General features: G+C 66.4%; 21 protein-coding genes. 14 read left to right on the top strand and 7 right to left on the bottom strand.

Annotated elements, in window-relative coordinates; genetic code table 11:
* The first annotated feature begins 8 nt into the window (after positions 1-8).
* From M2361_RS03345 to hpaI, 3 genes are read left to right on the top strand one after another with little or no spacing between them, the layout of a single operon-like run.
* Entirely contained in the window at positions 9-764 is a 756-nt protein-coding gene (locus tag M2361_RS03345) for a fumarylacetoacetate hydrolase family protein (protein WP_259249227.1), read from the top strand.
* A 20-nt stretch (positions 765-784) separates the two neighbouring features.
* Positions 785-1,588, top strand: a complete 804-nt coding sequence (hpaH, locus tag M2361_RS03340) for a 2-oxo-hept-4-ene-1,7-dioate hydratase (protein ID WP_259246222.1) — start codon at positions 785-787, stop codon at positions 1,586-1,588.
* A 15-nt stretch (positions 1,589-1,603) separates the two neighbouring features.
* Entirely contained in the window at positions 1,604-2,404 is an 801-nt protein-coding gene (gene hpaI, locus M2361_RS03335; protein WP_259246221.1) for a 4-hydroxy-2-oxoheptanedioate aldolase, read from the top strand.
* A 72-nt stretch (positions 2,405-2,476) separates the two neighbouring features.
* Here hpaI and M2361_RS03330 read toward each other — a convergent pair whose 3' ends face one another.
* Both M2361_RS03330 and alr read right to left on the bottom strand, forming a co-directional pair.
* Positions 2,477-3,196 (bottom strand): SDR family oxidoreductase, encoded by a 720-nt coding sequence (locus M2361_RS03330; RefSeq protein WP_259246220.1) that lies wholly within the window; start codon positions 3,194-3,196, stop codon positions 2,477-2,479.
* Positions 3,197-3,370: 174 nt separating this feature from the next.
* On the bottom strand, positions 3,371-4,498 hold the full coding sequence (gene alr / locus M2361_RS03325) for an alanine racemase (RefSeq protein ID WP_259246219.1): 1,128 nt from the start codon (positions 4,496-4,498) through the stop codon (positions 3,371-3,373).
* A 128-nt stretch (positions 4,499-4,626) separates the two neighbouring features.
* On the opposite strand from alr, the gene hpnC reads away from it, so the two are divergent.
* The 3 genes from hpnC to hpnE are packed head-to-tail and all read left to right on the top strand — an operon-like array spanning position 4,627 to position 7,656.
* Positions 4,627-5,457, top strand: a complete 831-nt coding sequence (gene hpnC / locus M2361_RS03320) for a squalene synthase HpnC (protein WP_259246218.1) — start codon at positions 4,627-4,629, stop codon at positions 5,455-5,457.
* 16 nt (positions 5,458-5,473) lie between these two features.
* Positions 5,474-6,337: a presqualene diphosphate synthase HpnD gene (gene hpnD / locus M2361_RS03315; RefSeq protein ID WP_259246217.1), complete on the top strand. Its 864-nt coding sequence runs from the start codon at positions 5,474-5,476 to the stop codon at positions 6,335-6,337.
* Entirely contained in the window at positions 6,334-7,656 is a 1,323-nt protein-coding gene (hpnE, locus tag M2361_RS03310; protein WP_259246216.1) for a hydroxysqualene dehydroxylase HpnE, read from the top strand. The genes hpnD and hpnE overlap by 4 nt, the downstream gene beginning before the upstream one ends.
* 17 nt (positions 7,657-7,673) lie before the next feature.
* Here hpnE and crcB read toward each other — a convergent pair whose 3' ends face one another.
* A complete protein-coding gene (crcB, locus tag M2361_RS03305) occupies positions 7,674-8,066 on the bottom strand; it encodes a fluoride efflux transporter CrcB (protein ID WP_259246215.1) in 393 nt (130 codons plus the stop codon).
* A gap of 244 nt (positions 8,067-8,310) precedes the next feature.
* Between crcB and M2361_RS03300 the strand changes: the two genes are divergently transcribed.
* From M2361_RS03300 to M2361_RS03280, 5 genes are all read left to right on the top strand, one after another.
* Positions 8,311-8,937: a PepSY-associated TM helix domain-containing protein gene (locus tag M2361_RS03300; protein WP_259246214.1), complete on the top strand. Its 627-nt coding sequence runs from the start codon at positions 8,311-8,313 to the stop codon at positions 8,935-8,937.
* 28 nt (positions 8,938-8,965) lie between these two features.
* Positions 8,966-9,481: a DUF2271 domain-containing protein gene (locus M2361_RS03295; protein WP_259246213.1), complete on the top strand. Its 516-nt coding sequence runs from the start codon at positions 8,966-8,968 to the stop codon at positions 9,479-9,481.
* 31 nt (positions 9,482-9,512) lie between these two features.
* The gene (locus M2361_RS03290; protein ID WP_259246212.1) at positions 9,513-10,313 is read left to right on the top strand and encodes a DUF4198 domain-containing protein; all 801 of its coding nucleotides are present in this window, start codon (positions 9,513-9,515) and stop codon (positions 10,311-10,313) included.
* 82 nt (positions 10,314-10,395) lie between these two features.
* The gene (locus M2361_RS03285; RefSeq protein WP_259249226.1) at positions 10,396-11,388 is read left to right on the top strand and encodes an FAD:protein FMN transferase; all 993 of its coding nucleotides are present in this window, start codon (positions 10,396-10,398) and stop codon (positions 11,386-11,388) included.
* Between the two features lie 4 nt (positions 11,389-11,392).
* On the top strand, positions 11,393-12,766 hold the full coding sequence (locus tag M2361_RS03280) for a sulfite reductase subunit alpha (RefSeq protein WP_259246211.1): 1,374 nt from the start codon (positions 11,393-11,395) through the stop codon (positions 12,764-12,766).
* Positions 12,767-12,799: 33 nt separating this feature from the next.
* Here the strand turns inward: M2361_RS03280 and M2361_RS03275 are convergent, their stop codons facing one another.
* Complete coding sequence (locus M2361_RS03275) at positions 12,800-13,759, bottom strand: tripartite tricarboxylate transporter substrate binding protein BugE (RefSeq protein WP_259246210.1); 960 nt, start codon at positions 13,757-13,759, stop codon at positions 12,800-12,802.
* Positions 13,756-15,231, bottom strand: coding sequence for a D-aminoacylase (locus M2361_RS03270; RefSeq protein ID WP_259246209.1), 1,476 nt, complete (start codon positions 15,229-15,231; stop codon positions 13,756-13,758). The genes M2361_RS03275 and M2361_RS03270 overlap by 4 nt, the downstream gene beginning before the upstream one ends.
* An 89-nt stretch (positions 15,232-15,320) precedes the next feature.
* Between M2361_RS03270 and M2361_RS03265 the strand changes: the two genes are divergently transcribed.
* Positions 15,321-16,310 (top strand): LysR family transcriptional regulator, encoded by a 990-nt coding sequence (locus M2361_RS03265; RefSeq protein ID WP_259246208.1) that lies wholly within the window; start codon positions 15,321-15,323, stop codon positions 16,308-16,310.
* Between the two features lie 32 nt (positions 16,311-16,342).
* On the opposite strand, the gene M2361_RS03260 is transcribed toward M2361_RS03265, so the two are convergent.
* Together M2361_RS03260 and M2361_RS03255 are read right to left on the bottom strand one after the other, a co-directional pair.
* A complete protein-coding gene (locus M2361_RS03260) occupies positions 16,343-17,173 on the bottom strand; it encodes a phosphoenolpyruvate hydrolase family protein (protein WP_259246207.1) in 831 nt (276 codons plus the stop codon).
* An 11-nt stretch (positions 17,174-17,184) separates the two neighbouring features.
* Entirely contained in the window at positions 17,185-18,405 is a 1,221-nt protein-coding gene (locus M2361_RS03255; RefSeq protein WP_259246206.1) for a Tm-1-like ATP-binding domain-containing protein, read from the bottom strand.
* A 177-nt stretch (positions 18,406-18,582) separates the two neighbouring features.
* Between M2361_RS03255 and M2361_RS03250 the strand changes: the two genes are divergently transcribed.
* On the top strand, positions 18,583-19,230 hold the full coding sequence (locus tag M2361_RS03250) for a TetR/AcrR family transcriptional regulator (protein ID WP_259249225.1): 648 nt from the start codon (positions 18,583-18,585) through the stop codon (positions 19,228-19,230).
* 200 nt (positions 19,231-19,430) lie between these two features.
* Positions 19,431-21,089 (top strand): S-layer protein, encoded by a 1,659-nt coding sequence (locus tag M2361_RS03245; protein WP_259246205.1) that lies wholly within the window; start codon positions 19,431-19,433, stop codon positions 21,087-21,089.
* Positions 21,090-21,147 lie beyond the last annotated feature (58 nt).

The following is a 21,147-nucleotide window of genomic DNA, read 5'->3' as shown; positions in this document are numbered from 1 at the left end:
ACGCCACCATGAAACACGCACGCATCGCCTATGAAGGCGCCATCCACCGCGTCACCGAGGCGGACAGCGCCCCCGGTCACGTCCTGCTGCCGGATGGGCGCGTTCTGGCCGAAGACGCCGTTACCTGGTTGCCGCCCATTGAGCCCCGCACGACGTTCACACTGGCCATCAACTACGCGGACCACGCCAAGGAACTGGCGTTCAAGGCCCCCGACGAACCGCTGGGCTTTTTGAAAGCCGCCAACACCTTCGTCGGCCATCGCGCGCGCACGCTGCGCCCGGCCGACGTCGCGTTCATGCACTACGAATGCGAATTGGCGGTGGTCATCGGCAAGACGGCGCAGCGCGTCAAGCGCGCCAATGCCTATGACTACGTGGCGGGCTACACCGTCGCCAACGACTACGCGCTGCGCGACTACCTGGAAAACTGGTATCGGCCAAACCTGCGCGTGAAAAGCCGCGACACCTGCACGCCGCTGGGGCCTTGGCTGGTGGATCGCGACGACGTGCCCGACCCCATGAACCTGAACCTGCGCACCACCGTCAACGGCGTTGAAACGCAGCGCGGCAACACGCGCGACATGGTGTTCGACGTGCCCGCGCTGATCGAATATTTCAGCAGCTTCATGACCTTGTCGCCCGGCGATCTGATCCTGACCGGCACGCCGGACGGCATCGTCAACGTGATGCCCGGCGACGAGGTCGTGACTGAAATCGAAGGAATCGGAAGACTGGTCAATACCTTGGCCGCCTTCCCGTCATAACACCCACTTCCGGACTCCCCATGCTAGACACCCAAACCGTACGCGCCATTGCCGCGCGCCTGCACGAGGCCGAGCGCACGCGCACGCAAATCCGCCAGATATCGCTGGACCACCCCGACATCGACATCGCCGATGCCTACGCCATCCAGCGCGCCTGGATGGACATCAAGCTGGCGGCGGGCCGCGTCAAGCGCGGCCACAAGATCGGCCTGACCTCGCGCGCCATGCAGCAGTCATCGCAGATCGACGAGCCTGATTTCGGCATGCTGCTGGACGACATGTTCTTTGAAGACGGCGGCGCCATTCCGGCCGGCCGCTTCATCCTGCCGCGCCTGGAAGTGGAGCTGGCCTTCGTGCTGGGCAAGCGGCTGCAAGGCCCGAACGTGACGCTGTTCCAGGTGTATGACGCCGTTGAATACGTGATCCCCGCGCTGGAGATCATCGATGCGCGCTCGCACGGCATCGACCCCGACACCCAGCGGCCGCGCAAGGTGTTCGATACCATTGCCGACAACGCCGCGAACGCCGGCGTGGTGATGGGCGGACGGCCGGTGAAGATGGGCGATATCGACCTGCGCTGGGCCGGCGCGATCCTGTCGCGCAATGCCGTCATCGAAGAAACCGGCGTGGCCGCGGGCGTCTTGAATCACCCGGCCAATGGCGTAGTATGGCTGGCTAACAAGCTGGCCGCCCACGACGTGGCGCTTGAGGCGGGCGAGATCATTCTGTCGGGCTCGTTTACCCGCCCCGTGGCCGCCCGGCCGGGCGACACCTTCCACGTCGATTACGGCGTGCTGGGTTCCGTCAACTGTCATTTCAACTAACACGGCACGCCGTCCATGGACATCCTGACCAATACCTTCAAAGAAGCCCTGCGCAACCGCGAGCCCCAGATCGGCCTGTGGGCCGGACTGGCCAGCGCTTATACCTCTGAAATCATTGCGGGCGCCGGCTTCGACTGGCTGCTGATCGACGGCGAACATGCGCCGAACACCTTGCAGACCACGCTGTCGCAACTGCAATCGGTGGCGGCGTATCCGGTGGCCCCCGTGGTGCGGCCGGCCTGGAATGACCCGGTGCAGATCAAGCAGATTCTGGACACCGGCGCGCAGACCTTGCTGGTGCCCATGATCCAGTCGGCCGAGGAAGCCGCCGCCGCCGTGGCCGCGGTGCGCTATCCGCCCGCCGGCATCCGGGGCGTGGGTAGCGCGCTGGCGCGGTCGTCACGTTGGAACCGCATCCCCAACTACCTGGAACGCGCCAACGACCAGATGTGCGTGCTGGTGCAGATTGAAACCCCGGCCGGCATCGACGCGCTGGACGACATCCTGGCCGTGGACGGCGTGGATGGCGCCTTCATCGGCCCGGCCGATTTGTCGGCGGGCATGGGGTATCTGGCGCAACCGGACCACCCCGAAGTGCTGGCCACCATCGACCAGGCCATTGCGCGCATCGTGCGCTCCGGCAAGGCCGCCGGCATCTTGCACAGCGGCGTGGCGCAGGCCAAGCATTACCTGTCGCTGGGTGCAACCTTCGTGGCGGTCGGCGTGGACGCCGTGCTGCTGGCGCGCGCGGCGGAAAAGCTGGCGGGGGAATTCAAGGACGTGAAGAGCGTGGTGGCGGGCAAGGGGCCGTACTAAGGCAAAAAAGCCAAGGCAAAAAAAATGGCGCACCGTCAAAACGTGCGCCATTTTGTTTTCGCCCCAGTGCAATCAGGAGCGTCCGGCAAGGCTGCCGCCGCCGTCCACGCCCAGCACCTGCCCCGTAATGAATCCGGCATCATCCGACAACAAGAAAGCAATGGCCGCCGCCACTTCGGCCGGCGTGCCCAGGCGCTTCATGGGCACCGAGGCCAGCGCGCGCTTTTCACCTTCGCTACCCGCCGGGCGGGTGGCGCGGAACATTTCCGTTTCGATCGGGCCAGGGGCCACCGCATTGGCGGTGACGCCGTATTCCGCCAGCTCAAGCGCCCAGGTGCGGGTGCAGCCCACCAGCGCATTCTTGGCGGCCGAATAGGCCGTGCGGTCCAGGCCGCCGTAGATGGCGCGGCTGACCACGTTCACGATGCGGCCGGCGCGGCGCACCTTCATCGATTCGATAAAGGCCTGCGTTACCTGCACCGCCACGCGCACGTTCAGGTCCAGCACGTTGTACAGCGTGGCCAGGTCGATTTCACCCAGCGGCTGGGGCGACGCGATGCCCACATTGTTGACGACCGCGTCCACGGGAAACTTGTCGCGGATTTCGCGCAAGACCTCTTCGGTGCGGCCGGCATCCGCCAGGTCACAGGGGTAGAGGTAGCCGGGAAAATCCACGTCGTTGGTATTGCGCGCGATGCCAACCACATGACAGCCCATGTCGGACAGCCGCTGCGTGAGCGCCCAGCCTATGCCCTTGGTGGCGCCCGTTATGAGCACGCATTTGTCCTTCATGGATTGAAACCTCGTAGTCAGATTGCTCGGTCAAAAACGGGCGCGTGGGCGCCCGGTGTTCCAAGTAGACACCATCCTGAGATGGCTGTCTTGTAAATTGCGTAGCAATTCTTGCGCACCGGACACCCGCCGAAAAAGAGCGGCGGGCGGCGCGCGCAATGCGAAAAACGCCCGTCAGGCGTCGCGGCTGACCGGCACGCGCGGCGCCAGGGCGCACAGCAATTCGTAGCCGATGGTGCCCGCGGCCTGGGCCACTTCGTCCACCGAGGGGCCGTCTTCGCCCCACAGCACCACGGGCGCGCCGACACCGGCGGCGGGAATCGGGTCCAGGTCGACGATCAGCATGTCCATCGACACGCGGCCAACCAGTTGGGTGCGAATGCCGGCCACGACGACGGGCGTGCCGGTGGTGGCGTGGCGCGGGTAGCCGTCGGCGTAGCCGCAAGCCACGACGCCCACGCGCATGGCGCGTTCAGCGCGGAAGATGGCGCCGTAGCCCACCGAATCGCCCGCCTTGAGTTCTTGCACGGCGATGATCTCGGAACTGAGCGTCATGGCGGGGCGCAGGCCGAAGGACGCGGCCTCGGCATCAGCGAAGGGCGAGGCGCCATACAGGCAGATGCCCGGGCGCACCCAATGCGTCTGCGTGGGCGAGCCCACCGCGATGTCGGCAAAACGCAGCGTGGCCGCGGAGTTGCAGACGCTGATGGCGCCCGGCATCTTATGCGTCACCGAATTAAACAGCGCCAATTGCTCGGTCACGCCCTGGGGGCCGTCCGCGCAGGCGAAGTGCGTCATCTTGCCCACCGACCCCAGCGTGCCCTGCTGCTGCAACAGCATGGCGCGTTCATGCGCGGCGGGGTAAGAGGCGGGGCTGAAGCCCAGCCGGTTCATGCCGCTGTTGAGCTTGAGCATGACGTCCACGCGCCGAGTGAAGCGGGCGCGCGCCAGCATGTCGAGTTGTTCCCGGTTATGCACCGTGGTGCTCAGGTGGTAGCGGTCGATCAGATCCAGGTCGGCGGGTTTGAAAAACCCTTCCAGCAGCAGGATCGGGCCGCCCCAGCCCGCCTCGCGGCAGCGCACGGCTTCGTCCAGGTCCAGCATGGCCAAGCCCTGCGCCTTGGAAAACCCCGTCACGGCCTGCTCGATGCCGTGGCCGTAGGCGTTGGCCTTGATGACCGCCCATATCGAAGGCGGCAGCCCCGAGGCGGCCTGTGCCGTCTGTTCAAGGTGGCGGTGCACGGTGGCAAGATTGTGCGCAAGCGCGGAAACGGAGACAGTGGCGGATATGGGGCGCGGCATGGTGTGAGATCCTGTGGCGCTTAAGTCTAACTGATCGCCGCCGGCATCGGCACGGCATCTCGCCCCGAAAGGCGACTACTCTAAAATGGTGCGAACCCGCTCCGGGGCCGCCCTTTGCACCACGACCCATGTCCATCGATCACTACGAGAACTTTCCCGTCGCCTCGCTGCTGCTGCCGCGCAGGCTGCGCGGCGCCGTGACCGATATCTACCGCTTCGCCCGCGCCGCGGACGATATCGCCGACGAAGGCAGCGCCACCGACGAAGAACGCCTGGCGCAATTGGCAGCCTATCGCACCGAGCTACACCGCATCGGCGCCGAACCGGGCAACACGCCCCCGCCGGGCCTGCCGCCGCTGGCCGACATCTTCACGCCGCTGGCGCGCACCATCGCCCGGCATCAACTACCCATTACCCCGTTTTACGACCTGTTGTCCGCTTTCGAGCAGGACATCACCGTCAAGCGCTACGAAGACTACGCCGCGCTTGCCGACTACTGCACCCGTTCGGCCAACCCGGTCGGCCGCCTGATGCTGCACCTTTTCGACGCCGCCAGCCCGCAAGACGTGGCCGAAAGCGATGCCATCTGCACCGGTTTGCAACTGGTGAATTTCTGGCAGGATGTGCGGGTCGACTGGCACAAGCAGCGCGTCTACCTGCCCCAGGAAGACCTGCGCCGCCACGGCGTCACCGAAGACGACCTTGCCGCCTGCCGCCTCACGCCGCAGTGGCGCGAACTGATGGCCTTCCAGGTTGAACGCACGCGGGCACTGCTACACTTCGGCGCTCCGCTGGCACGCCGCCTGCCCGGCCGCATCGGCCTGGAGCTGCGCCTTGTGGTGCAAGGCGGGCTGCGCGTGCTGGAGCGTATCGAGGCAAGCAGCTACGATGTATTCATGAACCGCCCCGAATTGGGCGCCAAAGACTGGGCCATCATGCTGTGGCGCTCTATCAAGTAACAGGCCCTGCCTATCTATGACCCCTGACGAATATTGCCAGGAGAAAGCCGCCAAAAGCGGTTCCAGCTTCTACTACTCATTCCTGTTCCTGCCGCCCGAACGCCGCCGCGCGATCACGGCGCTTTACGCCTATTGCCGCGAAGTGGACGACGTGGTCGACGAATGCACCGACCCGTCGCTGGCCCGCATCAAGCTGGCCTGGTGGCGCACGCAGGTCGACCAGATGTTCGACGGCAAGCCCGACCACCCCGTCACGCGCGCGCTGCAACCGCACCTGGAAAGCTGTTCGATCACCCGCGAGCGCCTGCTGGCCGTGGTGGACGGCATGGAAATGGACCTGGACCAGACGCGCTACCTGGACTGGCCCGGCCTGCGCAAGTACTGCTGGCACGCGGCCGGCGTGGTCGGCGAGCTGTCCGCCGGCGTGTTCGGCTACAGCGACCCCAAGACGCTGGTCTATGCCGAAAAGCTGGGCCTGGCGTTTCAGATGACCAACATCATCCGCGACGTTGGCGACGATGCGCGCCGTGGCCGTATCTATATTCCGGTCAACGACATGCAGCAGTTCGAGGTCAAGGCGTCGGACATCCTGAATGGCGAATACTCCGACCGTTTCAGCGCCTTGATGAAGTTCCAGGCCGACCGCGCCCGCGAACTCTATCGCGAGGCCATGAGCAATCTGCCCGAAGCGGACCGCCGTTCGCAACGCCCGGGCCTGATGATGGCCGCGATCTACCACGCGCTGCTTGATGAAATTGAACGCGACAACTGGCAGGTGCTGCACCAACGCATCTCGCTTACGCCGCTGCGCAAGCTGTGGCTGGCCTGGAAAACCTGGGTGGGCGGCGGACGCGGACTGGTCCGCCGGTTGGCGCGGTGAAGGCGGCGGTTATCGGTGCGGGCTGGGCCGGCTTGGCGGCCAGCATCGCCCTGCGCGAAGCCGGCGCCAAGGTCACCGTGTTTGAAGCCGGCCACACGCCCGGCGGCCGCGCCCGCCGCGTATTCCATGAGTCTTTCGACGCCCCGCTGGACAACGGCCAGCACCTGCTGGCGGGCGCGTACCGCCAAACGCTGGCGCTGATGCGCCGCGTGGGCCGCAACCCCGACGCCCTGCTGATGCGCCGGCCGCTGCGGCTGGCCAGCCTGGACGGCCGCTTCCGTTTGTCCGCGCCCCGGCTGCCCGCGCCCTTGCACATGGCGGTTGCCATCCTGCGCGCACGCGGCCTGACCTGGGCCGACCGCTATGCCGCGCTGCGCCTGATGCGTGGCCTGAAAGCCATGTCGTGGTCGCCCCCGCGCGACTGGACCGTGCTGCAACTGCTGCACTATCACGCGCAATCCGATGTGCTGATCCGCCTGCTCTGGGAACCGCTGTGCCTGGCCGCGCTGAACACGCCTTGCGCCACCGCCAGCGCCGCGCTGTTTGCGCGCGTGCTGCGCGATAGCCTGGCCGGCGACCGCGAAGACAGCGACCTGCTGCTGCCCTGCACCGACCTGTCGGCACTCTGGCCCGACGCCGCGGCGCGCCAGGTCACCATGCGCTATGGCAACACGGTGCGCCAACTGCATCCCTCGGCTGACGGCATTGTCGTCAACCAGGAACGCTTTGATGCCGCCGTGCTGGCCGTGCCACCCACCTATGCCGCCCGGCTGCTGGACGCGCCCTTGCGCGAGGCCGGTGCCATCGGCCTGCTGGAAGCGCTGAAGGCATTCGACTACCTGCCGATCGCCACGCTGAACGTACGCCTGGCCGAACCCTGGCGCTTGCCGGAACCCATGATGATGCTGCGCGAGGAAGCCGCGCGCGGGCACGTCGGGCAGTGGGTGTTCGACCGCGCGCAATTGGCGGGCGACACCAAGGCCGGCGAACTGGCCGTGGTGGCCAGCGCCGCTACCCGCATCGCGGAACGCAATCGCCGCCAGGTCATTGAAGCCTTGATTGATCAAGTCGCTGAACAGGCGGCGCGCCACCCCGCGCGCCTGCCCGCCATGCCGGAAGTGACGGCCGCCGAACTCCTGATTGAAAAGCGCGCCACCTTCGCCGCGGTGCCTGGCTTGACCCGCCCGCTGAATACCACGCCGTGGCCGACCCTGGCGTTGGCGGGCGACTGGACGGATACGGGCTACCCCGGTGTGTTGGAAGGCGCGGTGCAAAGCGGCCTGCAGGCAGCTCGCGTGTTGAATCCCCGCGCGGATTGAGTCGCGCCGCTATTCTTTCAGCGCAATAGATGCACGGTGGCGATGCCCGCCGCCGTCAACGCCAGCGACCCCACCAGGCTGATACCTGCATAGCCCAATGCGGTGCCATAGGCGCCGCGCTCCAGCATGGACACGGTTTCGGCCGAGAACGTGGAAAACGTGGTCAAGGCGCCCATGAAGCCGGTGATGACCCCCAGCCGGATCCATGTTGGCCATTCCGGGTGGCCCGCCACCAGCGCCAGCGCCACACCCACCAGATAGCCACCCGCCAGGTTCACGGTGAACGTGCCCCAGGGCCAGGACTCCACGTTCAACCACATGCTGACCAGCCAGCGCGTCCACGCGCCCAGCACGGCGCCCAGGCCCACGGCCAGGAAGTTCAGCGGAATCAAGGTTTGGTAAATGGACATGAGCGTCGGGGCGTCCGGGCGGGCCGGGCGCCAAGCAAAAGACCAGCAGCAGCATAACCCGCGCTTCCTCAAATCTGGCTGAAAAACTCAGGCTCTTCGCCGCTGTTCGGCCCTTGATCCCCCAGGGGTTTCGCGACCCCGCCACGTCGTAATCGATTGAAATTTCCTTGCTCGCGCAGCCCTGCCTTTTATAAGAGTAATTCTCATTAAATGTTAGAATCCGCCGCTTCAAACCGAATCCCGCATGGACAGTCAACCCACTCCGAAGCGCCGGGCCTACTGGCTCAAGACCTTGCATCAATGGCACTGGATCAGTTCGGCGCTATGCCTGCTGGGCATGCTGCTGTTTGCCATTACCGGTCTCACGCTGAACAACGCCTCGCACATTGAATCGAAGCCGGTGGTTACCACCCGCCAGGCGCATTTGCCCGAAGCCGTGCTCAAACAGTTGACGGCGCCGCCCAAGCAGAAGAAGGCGCCCTTGCCGCCCCCCGTGGCGCAATGGCTGGACGACACGTTCGATGCCGGCGCGGCGGGCAAAGCCGCCGAATGGTCGGCCGACGAGGTCTATCTGTCTTTGCCCCGCGCGGGCGGCGACGCCTGGTTGTCCATCGACCTGGCCAGCGGCGACGTCGAATACGAACGCACCGATCGCGGCTGGGTTTCCTACCTGAACGATTTGCACAAGGGCCGCAATACCGGCCTTGCCTGGAGTTGGTTCCTGGACATCTTCGCCGTCGCCTGTCTGGTCTTTTCGCTGACCGGGCTGGTGCTGTTGAAGATGCATGCCGGCAACCGTGGCGCGACCTGGCCCATGGTGGGGTTGGGCGTGGTGATTCCCGTCGTCCTGGCGCTGCTCTTCATCCACTGATTCCTTCGATCCGCCCCTGGAGATTTCCATGCGCAAACTGTTGTTGTCGGCCCTGCTGGCCGGTGCCATCGCCCGAACGGCCAATGCGGCCGACATCGGCCTGTCCATCGAAGTGCCGCGCCTGGATGTGGCGGAGTACCACCGCCCTTATGTGGCGATCTGGATCGAAAACGCCGACCAGAGCGTGGCCGCCGACCTGGCCGTCTGGTACGACGTGGCCAAGAAGAACAACGAAGGCACCGAGTGGCTCAAGGACATGCGCCAGTGGTGGCGCCGCAGCGGCCGCAACCAGCAGTTTCCGGTGGATGGCGTCAGCGGCGCGACCAAGCCCGTGGGCAAGCATGCACTGAACTTCGACGCATCCTCGAAGCCGCTGGCCTCGCTCAAGCCCGGCCAATACGCCGTGGTGGTGGAAGCGGCGCGCGAAGTTGGCGGCCGCGAATTGCTGCGCATTCCTTTCCAGTGGCCGCCGCAAAAGGCGGAGCAACTGACTGCGCAAGGCGAACACGAACTGGGCGCTATCGCGCTCAACCTCAAACCCTGATGCCCACCCCTTGCCTTCAAGGAACACGAACATGAAATCCGCCGCCAAACTGGCCGCCGCCCTGGCGCTGTGCCTGCCCTTCGCTGCCCACGCGCATGATGTGTGGATGGTGCCGTCGTCGACCGTGCTGTCGGGCACCGATAGCTGGATCACCGTTGACGCCGCAGTCGGCAACGACAAGTTCTATTTCAACCACGCGCCGCTGCGCCTGGACGGCCTGGCCGTCATCGCGCCGGACGGCAGCGCCGCCGAGGCCGAGAACATCAACCGCGGCAAGCTGCGCAGCACCTTCGACCTGCAACTGAAGCAAAGCGGCACCTACCGCGTGGCCGTCGTCAACGACGGCGTGTTCGCGCGCTGGAAGGAAGACGGCAAGAACAAGCGCTACTTCGGCAAGGTGGAAGGCATGGCGCAAGCCGTGCCCGCCAACGCGCAAGAGCTTGAGGTATCGCAAAGCCTGGGCCGCGTGGAAACCTTCGTCACGGCGGGCAAGCCCAGCACCGTCAAGCCGGTGGGTCGCGGCCTGGAACTGGCGCCTGTCACCCACCCGAACGACTTGTTCACGGACGAAGCGGCCACCTTCCAGATGCTTTTGGACGGCCAGCCCGCCGCCAACCTGGAAGTGAACGTCGTGCCCGGCGGCAGCCGCTATCGCGACAAGGTCGGCGAGATCAAGCTCACCACCGACAAGGACGGCAAGTTCTCGGTCAAGTGGCCGCAACCCGGCTTGTACTGGATTGAAGCCGGCATGGAAGACGCCAAGGTCAGCGTGCCGCAAGCGAAAAAGCGCCGCCTGTCCTACGCCGGCACCGTCGAAGTGCTGCAACCCTAAGCAGGACGATCGCGTGCCGGTTGTTCCGTCCTACGCGCCTGGCGGCACGGCCGCCCCCGTCGTGCGCGTGGCCTATGGCGCCATGCCCTCACCCCTGCCCGCCCTGGCGGCGCTGGCGGGGGTGACCATGGGCACCACCTGGTCAGCGCGCATGGCCTTGCCCGCCGGGTGCCGCGAGGACGCAGCGCGGCGCGCCATCCAGGCCGCGTTGGACGAGGTGGTGGCGCAGATGAGCACCTGGGAATCGGTGTCCGACATCACGCGCTTCAACCAGGCCGCGCCCGGTTGGCTGGCACTGCCGGATGGATTCTTCCATGTGCTGCGCCATGCCATGCTGTTGGCCGAGGACAGCGGCGGCGCCTACGACCCCACGGTGGGTCCGCTGGTGAATGCCTGGGGCTTTGGTCCGCACCAGCGCGCCTTCGAACCGCCCTCGCCCGCCGCCATCGACACCGCCCGCGCGCGCTGCGGCTGGCAGCGCGTGCGGCTGGATACCGCGCGGCAGGCGGCGTATCAGCCGGGCGGCGTGTATCTGGACCTGTCGTCCATTGCCAAGGGCTATGGCGTCGACCGCGCCGCGCTGGCGTTGGACGCGCTGGGTATTACGCAGTACCTGGTGGAAGTGGGTGGCGAACTACGTGCGCGCGGCAAGCGGCCCGACGGCCAGCCCTGGCGCGTGGCGATTGAAGTGCCCGATGCCAGCGACGACCACGCGCTGGCCTTGCCGCTGCAAGACCACAGCATCGCCACGTCGGGTGACTATCGACGCCACGCCGGCAGCGGCGACGCGCGCTATGCCCACACCATCGACCCGCGCACCGGCCGGCCGGTACGCAATAACGTGGCGTCGGTATCGGTGCTGCACCCCGAATGCATGCAGGCCGACGCGCTGGCCACCGTGTTGACGGCGCTGGGCGAAACGGACGGCCTGGCCTATGCCCGCCGCCACAACCTGGCGGCCTTGTTCATCCTGCGCGACGCCCACGACTACCGCGTCGTTGCGACTCCGGCATTCGAGGCGTTGGTCCAGACCCTGCCCCCGAGCCCGCCCCAAGCTCTGGCCCAAGCGCGCTGATCCAATGAGCACTACCCGCCTGATCGCAGCCGCATGCGTCATCACGCTATGGCTGCTGCTGTGCCTGTGGGCATGGCGCCGTGCACAGCAACACAAGGCGCGGCAGGCCCTGGCGCTGCAAGCCCTGAACGCTCCCACCGCCGACGATGCGCTGCTGGTCGCTTACGCAAGCCAGACGGGCTATGCCGAAACCTTGGCGGCGCAAACCGCCGAATCCCTGCGCGCGGGCGGCTTGACGGTGCGCGTGGCCGAGCTTGGTCAGTTGGACCTGGCCCGCCTGTCCGGCTACCGCCGCATGCTGTTCGTGGTCAGCACCTATGGCGAAGGCGATCCGCCCGACTCGGCTGCCGCGTTCGCCAGCCAGATGCAGGCGCCGCCCACGCGCGCGCTGGCCGGCGCGCAAACCGCCGTCCTGGCGCTGGGCGACAGCGAATACGCGCATTTCTGCGGCTTTGGGCATCAGCTTGATGACTGGCTGCATGCGCAAGGCGCCACGCCGCTGTTCGACCTGGTGGAAGTGGACAACGACGACCCTGCCGCGCTGCGCCACTGGCAACATCATCTGGGCCTGCTGGCCGGCCGTAGCGACCTGCCCGACTGGCAAGCCCCGGTCTACGAACCCTGGCGGCTGGCGGCGCGCACACTGCTGAATCCCGGCAGCCAGGGCGGACCTTGCTACTTGCTGACGTTGACGCCGCCGACCGGCCAGGCAGCGCACTGGCAGGCCGGCGATATCGCGGAAATTGGTCCGCGCCTGGAGCGCGGCGGGCCGCTGCAAACGCACCGCGAATATTCCATTGCGTCGCTGCCGCAAGACGGCGCCATCGACCTGCTGGTGCGCCAGATGCGCAGCGCGGATGGCGGGCTGGGCGTGGGTAGCGGGTGGTTGACCCACGTGGCCCAGGTCGGCGAACAGATCGACCTGCGCGTGCGAAGCAATCGCAACTTTCATGCGCCCGACGATGCGCGCCCGATGATCCTGGTGGGCAACGGCACCGGGCTGGCCGGGCTGCGCGCGCTGATCAAGGCGCGCTGCGCGGCGGGCCATCGTCGCAACTGGCTGATATTTGGCGAGCGCAACGCCGCGCACGACGCCTTCTGCCGCGACGACATCAGCGCCTGGCGCGAAGACGGCACGCTGGAACGGGTGGACGCGGTCTATTCGCGTGACCAGCCCCAACGCCGGTACGTGCAGCACGTGTTGCGCGAGGAAGCCGACAGCTTGCGGCAATGGGTGTCGGCGGGCGCCGCGATCTATGTCTGCGGCAGCCTGCAAGGCATGGCCGCTGGCGTGGACGCCGCGCTGGAAGACATTCTGGGTGCGGAGCCCCTACAAGCGCTGCTACACGCCGGCCGTTACCGGCGCGACGTGTACTAGCCACGCTTTGGTACGTGCCCCGACCCGCGTTGCTTATTGCAGCTTGATCTGCGCGCGGTCGATCACCGTCTTCCAGCGGTCGCGTTCGGTGCGTATCTGCTCGCCGAATTCAGCTGGACTATTACCCAGCGGAAACGCGCCCGTCTCTTCCATCTTGGCGGCGGTGGCCGGGTCCCGCATGGCTTGTGCAAAGGCCTGCGCCAACTTGTCACGCACGTCGGCCGGCATGCCCGCCGGGCCCACCACGCCGTACCAGGCGGTAACGTCGTAATCCTTGTAGCCTTGCTCGGCAAACGTCGGCACATCCGGCAGACGCGGGTTGCGCTGGGCGCCCGTGATGGCCAGCGCGTGCAGATGCTTGCTCTTGATGTAGGGCAGCGACGACGGGAAATTGTCGAAGATCACCGGCACCACGCCGCCCACCGTGTCGGTCAGCGCAGGCGCCGAGCCCCGGTACGAAATGCTGTTCATCTTGCCGCCAATCAACTGCATGAACCAGATCATGCCCAGGTCATTCACGCCGCCCGCGCCGGCATTGGCGTAGCCGTCCTTGTTCGGATTGGCGCGCACATGTTCGACGAATTCGGCCAGGGTCTTCGCCGGGTATTTCGGGTTGACGCTAAGAATGTTGGGACTGGTGACCAGGTTGCTGATAGGCGTGAAGTCCTTGACCGGGTCATACCCCAGCTTGGGAAACAGGTGCGGCGCGGTGCCGTGGGTGCTGACGGTGGCCAGCCCCAGGGTGTAGCCGTCCGGCTTGGCGCGCGCGGTGGCCATCATGCCGATGGTGCCGGACGCGCCCGTGCGGTTTTCCACCACGATCTGCTGGCCCAGGATCTCGCCCGCCTTCGCCGCCGCCACCCGCCCGACGATGTCGGTGGGGCCGCCGGCGGGAAACGGCACGATCAAGGTAATGGGATGGTCCGGAAACGCGGCGTGGGCCGTGGGCAACACGGCGGCCAGCGCCACGGCAATCAATGTCTTGCGCATCATGATGGGTTGATCTCCTTGGGGTTGTTGTTGTGAGCGGCCTCGCGCCGCAATATCTTGCCGGGCCGTGTCATGCCCGGCGTGGCGGGAAACACCGGCTGGCCATTGACCAGCACGTGTTCAACGCCAATGGACGGCAGCGTGGGCGCGTCCCAGGTGGCACAGTCGGCCACCGTATCCGCGTCGAACACCACGATGTCCGCCCAGGCGCCGACGCTGAGTTGCCCGCGTTCGGTCAGGCCGAACACGCGCGCGGGCAAGGCCGTCATCTTGGCCACGGCCGCTTCCAGCGTCAGCAGTTGGGCTTCGCGCACATAGCGGCCCAGCACCCGCGTGAAGCTGCCCCATAGGCGGGGGTGCGGATGCGCGTCGTTGGGCAGGCCGTCAGAACCGACCATGCAGCATTCGTGCTTGAAAATGTGCTGCACTTCGGCCTCGTCCATCGCGAAATAGATAGCGCCGGCGGGGCAAAGGCGTTGCGCGGCTTCGGTCTTATCGCAACCCCAGCGCGCCGCGATATCGGCCAGCGTTTCGCCACTGCATTCGGGATGCGGCACCGACCACGTGATGCGGATGTCACCGATGCTGTCGGCGCGCTCGGGAATCAGGATCGTTGAGCTGCCCGGGTACGGATAGATGTCGAGCGCCACGTCGATACCCTCGGCGCGCGCCCGGTCGATGTTGGCCAGCGTGGCGCGGCTTTTGCCCCAGTTGCGCGGCATCATGCATTTGTGGTGCGACAGCACCGTGGCGCAACCCGTGTTGCGGCCCACGGACAGCACTTCGTCCACCGCGGCTTCGACCTCGTCGCCCTCGTTGCGGATGTGGCTGGTGTGCAGCGCGCCGTGGGCCGCGGCCACACGTGCCAGGCCGTCCAGTTCCGCTTGCTCGGCCACGCCGCCCGGCTGGTAGGCCAGCCCCGTGCTGAATCCCACCGCGCCCGCCGCCAGCGCATCGGCCAGCATGCGCTGCATGGCGTCCTGCTCGGCCGGGTTGGGCGCGGTGGTGGGGTCGCGCATGGCGGCCAGGCGCAGGTTGGCGTGGCCGACCAGCGCCGCCACGTTGATCATGGGTTGCTGCGCGCGCAAGGTGTCGAAATAGGCGTGCATGTCGGCGAACAAGGGCGTTTCGCCCAGCAGCGCAAGCGCCGCCGCCGTATTGCCGGGCAAGGGCGCGGGCGCGCCGCTGACCCCGCAATTGCCCACCACCACCGACGTGATGCCCTGGCTGGTCTTCCATTCCAGGCCCGGTTTTTCCACGAACATCAGGTCATCGTGGCCGTGTGAATCAATGAAGCCCGGCGCCACGATCTTGCCGTGCGCCGCCACCCGGTGCGTGGCGCTTACGCCCGACAGGTCGCCGATGGCCGCGATACGTTCTCCGGCCACGCCTACGTCCGCGCGCCGCCTGGGGCCGCCCAGGCCATCGATGACCCAGCCGCCTTCAATAATCAAATCCCACTGTTCCTGCCGCATGATTGTCCCGCCTGGATGAAGCCCCTAGTATCGTCGGCGCGATCAATCTGGAAAAATTGTTTTTATTGATCTATCTATCGTGATTTGAAATGAATCGCCTACCCAAGCACGTCACCCTGAAGCATCTGACCGCGTTCGTCGCGGTGGCGCAGGAATCCAGTTTTACGCACGCGGCCAAGCGCTTGTTTCAGACCCAATCATCCGTGACCAGCCTGGTGCGGCAATTGGAAGACGCCTTGGCCACGCAGCTTTTTGCGCGCACCAGCCGGCGCGTGCTGCTGACCGCGGCGGGCGAAGAATTCCTGCCGCGCGTGATGCGCTTGCTGGCGGATTTTGATGGCGTGATCGAAGACGTGGTGCGCTTTGGCGCGCTTGAGCGCGGGCGCGTGGGCGTGGCGGCGGCGCCATCGGCCATCACGCAGATCATCGCGCCCGCCGCCACGGCCTTCGCCGCGCAATACCCCGCCGTGCGCCTTTACCTTAGCGACGATAATTCCGGCCGCATCCAGCGCAAGGTAGCCGCCCGCGAGGTGGACTTCGGCCTGACCAGCCGCTGGGCCGATGCGCCGGGGCTACGCTTTGACCCCTTGCTGGAAGACCGCTTTGGCGTGCTGTACCGCGCCGATGACGACAGCCTGCGGCCGGGCCGCGACGGCACCATGCGATGGTCGGACCTGGCGGGGCGCAAGCTGGTGGGGGTGGTGGACGAAACCGGCATCATGGCGCTGCTGCGCGCCCGCGCCGACCTGCCGATTGAGGCGGGCGCGCCGTTCTATGAAGCGTCCAGCACTACGTCGCAGGCGGCGCTGGTCAAGGCGGGGTTAGGGGTGGCCCTGCTGCCCGCGTTGGCCGCCGAACGTGTACGGGAACCCGGGCTGGCCTATGCGCTGCTGGCGCGCCCGACGGTCGTGCGTACGGTGTGCATCATCCGGCACAAGGAATATCCGCTAAGCCCGGCAAGCCAGGCGCTGATCCGCGCTATTCATGATTACCTGCGCACGGCGACGCTGCCCGCCGGCTGCAAGCGGGTGCGAGAAATTCCCGGCAGGCCGAAGCCGGAGCCGGGTCTTAGTCAATAGGCTGAATCCACCGCATGCATCAACAGCCTGAATCAAAAGCTCAGATTCTTGAACTCGCGCGTGGCGGCGGTCAGCGCCTGTTCGGTGGGCAGGCGTTCCATGGAACTGGCGCCGTAGAAGCCGTGGCAATGCTTGCAGGCGCGCAGCACGTGGGCGGCGTCTTGGGGCGTGGCGATGGGGCCGCCATGACACAACACGATGATGTCGGGCCGCACCGCCAGCGCGGCGGCGGCGATGCGGTCGATGGCCGCCACGCAGCCGTCCAGCGTCTGCGCGGTTTCCGCTCCGATGGAGCCGCCCGTGGTCAGGCCCATGTGCGCCACGATGATGTCCGCGCCCGCCTGCGCCATGGCCACCGCGTCGTTCTCGTTGAACACGTAGGGCGTGGTCAGCATGCCCTTCTGATGCGCCAGGTGGATCATGTCGACCTCCAACGCGTAGCCCATACCGGTTTCTTCGAGATTGGCGCGGAAGGTGCCGTCGATAAGGCCCACGGTGGGAAAGTTCTGCACGCCCGAGAAGCCCTGCCGCTTCAGGTCGTCAAGGAATACATCGAAATCGCAGAACGGATCCGTGCCGTTCACGCCCGCCAGCACCGGCGTCTGCTTCACCACGGGCAGCACTTCGCGGCCCATGTCGACCACGATCTCGTTGGCGTTGCCATACGCCAGCAGGCCCGCCAGCGAACCCCGGCCCGCCATGCGGTAACGGCCCGAGTTATAGATGACAATCAGGTCGATACCGCCCGCTTCCTCGCACTTGGCCGACAAGCCCGTGCCCGCGCCGCCGCCCACGATGGGCGTGCGCGCGCGCACCATGGCGCGAAACTTTTCCAGCAGTTCATTACGGTCAAAACGCGGCATGGCGGCGATCCTTAGCGGGTAGCGATTTCAAGAAATTGGTCGACCGCTGTCTGGGCGAACAAGGGGTCGTTGATATGGCAGGGCACGCGCACCAGGCGGCGGTTTGGCGTCTGCACCACGTGCTTTTCCAGCGCGGCGAACAGCGCGGCATCCGCCTCGGGGTCCCAGAATGCCTGGCCCGGCGCATCCAGCGCCGACACGCCGCCTTCCGGTATCAAAAAGCGCACCGGCCCGTTGCATTGGTTCAGCTTCGCGGCAATCCATTCGCCCTGCCGCGTGTTCTCTTCGGCCGTGGTGCGCATCAGCGTCACCTGCGGGTTATGCGGGTAGAACGTGCGGCCCTGATAGCGTTCGGGCACGGTGTCCATGCCGCCGAAGTTCACCATGTCCAAGGCGCCGCACGAGCCGACATACGGCGCGCCGGTGCGGGCCACGGCGCCCAGGCGGTCTTCGGTGCAGGCCAGCACGCCGCCAAACAGGAAGTCGCAGACTTCGGTGGTGGTCAGGTCCAGCACACCGGCAAGCAGGCCGCTGTCCAAGAGCTTTTCCATCGACTGCCCGCCCGTGCCCGTGGCATGGAATACCAGGCAGTCGTAGCGCGAGTCCAGCAGCGGCGTCACCTGCTGCACGCAATCTGTCGTGACGCCGAACATGGTGATGCCCACGGCGGGGCGGCTGTCGTCGTCGCCGGCGGAGGCATTGGCGGCGGCCATGCGGTGCGCCCCCGCGATGGCGCCCGCCGCGTTGGCCAGCACGCGGCGTGATATGCGGTTCAGGCCAGCCACGTCCGTCACGGAATACATCATGGCGATATCCGACGGGCCGACATAGGGCGCGACATTGCCCGAGGCCATCGTGGACACCATCACCTTGGGCGTGCCGATCGGCAGCGCGCGCATGGCGGGCGTGATCAGCGCGGTACCGCCCGAGCCGCCCAGGCCCAACATGGCGCCGATGCCCGCGTGGCTGGCCACGTAGCGTTCAAAGGCCAGCGCCATGGCCGCGATGGCCGTGCCCCGGTCGCCGGTGAATACGGCGTCCACCCCGCCCGGGTGGCTGGCCGCCACGTCGCGCGCCTGGATCTGCGCCGTGCTGGCGGCGCCTGTGGTGGATACGTCCACCGACACCACGTCCAGCCCTTCGCGCTTGAGCAGGTTCACCACGTACTCGGCTTCCTGGCCCTTGGTGTCATAGGTGGCGGCAACAAAGACCTGCTGATTTGAATGCGTCATGGCTCCTCCGTGGGCGGCTACACTCGGTGCGCGCCTCGATATGTGAGGCCTAAATGTAAGGTCCCGATGAAGGTCCAAACAGGCCAGTAGAATCAAGAAATGAGACGAAAGAATCATACTGAGACACCAGTCTCACGTCAAACCTCGACCCCTGCCCGCTCGCCCTCGGCGGCGCGCCTGATCGCGCCCGCCAGCCCGCAGGCGGCAGCAAGCGGCGAGCCGCCGCACGGCCCGCGCGCGCGCATGCGCAAAACCTTGCTGGACGCCGCCCAGCAGTTGATGGCGCAAGGCATCACGCCATCGGTCGCCGAACTGGCCGAACACGCCCAGGTGTCACGCGCCACGGCGTATCGCTACTTTCCCAGCCAAAGCGCGTTGATCGCGGCGGTGGTGGACGAAAGCCTGGGGCCCATCCTGGCTTGGGATTCCGACGCGCCCGACGCCGCCACCCGCGTCGACGAACTGCTGCGCTTCGCCTACCCCCGGCTGGCCTCGCACGAGGCGCCCTTGCGCGCGGCCATCATGGTGTCGCTACAGCAGCACGCCGAAGCCAATGCAGGCAAGCCCGCCGCCGACCCCAGGCTGGTGCGCGGCCACCGCGTCGACATCCTGAAGCGCGCCATCGCGCCCTTGGCAAGCGAGCTGACCCCGGCGCAGCAAGAGCGCGTGGCGCAAGCGCTGTCGCTGGTCTACGGCACCGAAGTGTTCCTGGTCTTGAAAGACATCTGGCACCTGGACCTGCCCGCCGTCACGGACGTGGTGCGCTGGACCGCCAACGCCATCATCCAGCAAGCGCTGGCCGAGGCACGCACGCCGAATGCGTAGCGAGTGCGTGTAGCAGCTGCGCGTAGCAATGCGTGTGGCGCATGGGTGTCGTAGCGGCATGTAGTGGCGGCATGTAGTGGCTGCGTGTAGTAGCTGCGTGAACGCCCACGCCTTGCTGTCACGGCCGCGTCACCCGCCACGGGCATAGTTCCGCGTTTTGCGGCCTGCCTTCGCGGGCCGCGCGACGTTGGAGTGTGTCCATGCAGTTCGAAGTATCCCGCTTGCGCCGGGCCATCATGCCCTTGTCCCTGGCTTGCGTCACCCTGTTGAGCGCCTGCGGCGGTAACGATGACGACGATGAAGCCGTCGTCGAACCCACGCCCCCGGTCGTCACCGAGCCCGCCCCGCCCGTGGACCCCAAGCCCGTCGAAACCGGCGCCTGGACCACAGGCGACCTGCACGTGCACACCTACCAATCGGACGACGCGCAAGTCAGCCTGGAAAGCGCGCTGGACCAGGCTTTTGACCGCTACAAGCTGGACTGGGCCGCACTCTCGAACCATCTGCGGCTGTCGGGGCGCGACCATACCGGCACGGCGCTGGCCGGCGGCGCCATTCCGTTTTCCACTGGCATGGCCTTGTATGAAGTGCCCTTCATCAAGACCGCGCAGGCTGCCGGCCGCTATGCCGGCAAGATTATTTTCTCGTCCTTCGAATGGGACATGCCCACGCATGACCACGTCAACATCGGCATTGGTACCGATGACCCGCTGTCGGACAAGTCGCTCACGGCCGTGGCCGAATTCGAATACCTGTTCACCAACCGCGACCCCGCCCTGTTCGCCCCCTTGCTGGTGTCGCGCCTGTCTGGTGAAACCCGTGCCTACACCACGCATGCCGATTCCTTGGCGGCGTTGAAGTGGCTGCGCGACAAGCATCCCGACAGCTACATGCTGTTGAACCACCCCTCGCGCTACGCGGGCAAGTACACCGTGGCGCAATTGCGCGAGATGAACGACCTGGCGCCCAACGTCTTCTTCGCCATCGAAGGCATGGTCGGCAACCAGATGGAGCCGGATCGCGGCGGTTATGCCTCGGCCTACACCAACGCCTTCCTGCCCAACCGCACCTATGGCGGCGTGGACTACCTGGTGGCGCATCTGGGCGGCACCTGGGACGCGCTGCTGGGTGAAGGCCGGCGCATCTGGACGGTGGCGGATTCCGACTACCACTTCCGCACGGCCTCGGGCCTGTATAGCTCGGGCTATGCGCCCGGCGAATACGCCAAGACGCATGTGTGGAAAGACGGCGACAACATGGCGGCGGTGGTGGCCGGCCTGAAGAGCGGCCGCGTATTCGGCGTGTTCGGCGACCTGATCGACGCCCTGGATTTCCAGGCACAAGGTGCGTCCGGCACCGTGCACATGGGCGGCGAACTGCAAGCCACGAAGGGCGAAAAGGTGGAAGTCACCATCCGCTTTCGCAGCCCGGACAGCAACAACTATGAATACCCCATCGAAAGCGGCAACCCCACCTACGTCAAACCCACCGTCAACCACGTGGACCTGATCGTGGGCGACGTGGGCGCGCGCGCCGCCGCCGGCACGCCCGATTACGACGCCGACACCAACCCGTCCACCCGCGTGCTGGCCCGCTTCACGCGCGCCGACTGGACGGTGGACGCCGACGGCTACAACGTCATCAAGACCACGGTGACGGCGGACAAGAGCCAGTATCTGCGCCTGCGCGGTACCAACCTGGGCGTGGACGTGGCCGGCGAAACCGCCGCCGGCGAGCCGCTGCCCGACGCCAAGGTGGACCTGGCCGACAACGTTGCGCGCTTCAACGCCATCAACGCGCGCAACTACAACGACCTGTGGTTCTACTCGAATCCGGTGTTCGTGACGGTTGCGCAGTGAAGTAGCCTCCGTCAGTAAAACCCAGCCGCGCCGGACGCGGCACAAAAAAAAGCCTGGC

The sequence above is a fragment of the Achromobacter sp. JUb104 genome (assembly GCF_024806975.1).
GTDB classification, from domain to species: Bacteria; Pseudomonadota; Gammaproteobacteria; order Burkholderiales; family Burkholderiaceae_B; genus Achromobacter; species Achromobacter spanius.
The sequence above is the reverse complement of the archived record's forward strand: the minus strand, read 5'-3'. Positions and strand labels throughout refer to the sequence as shown.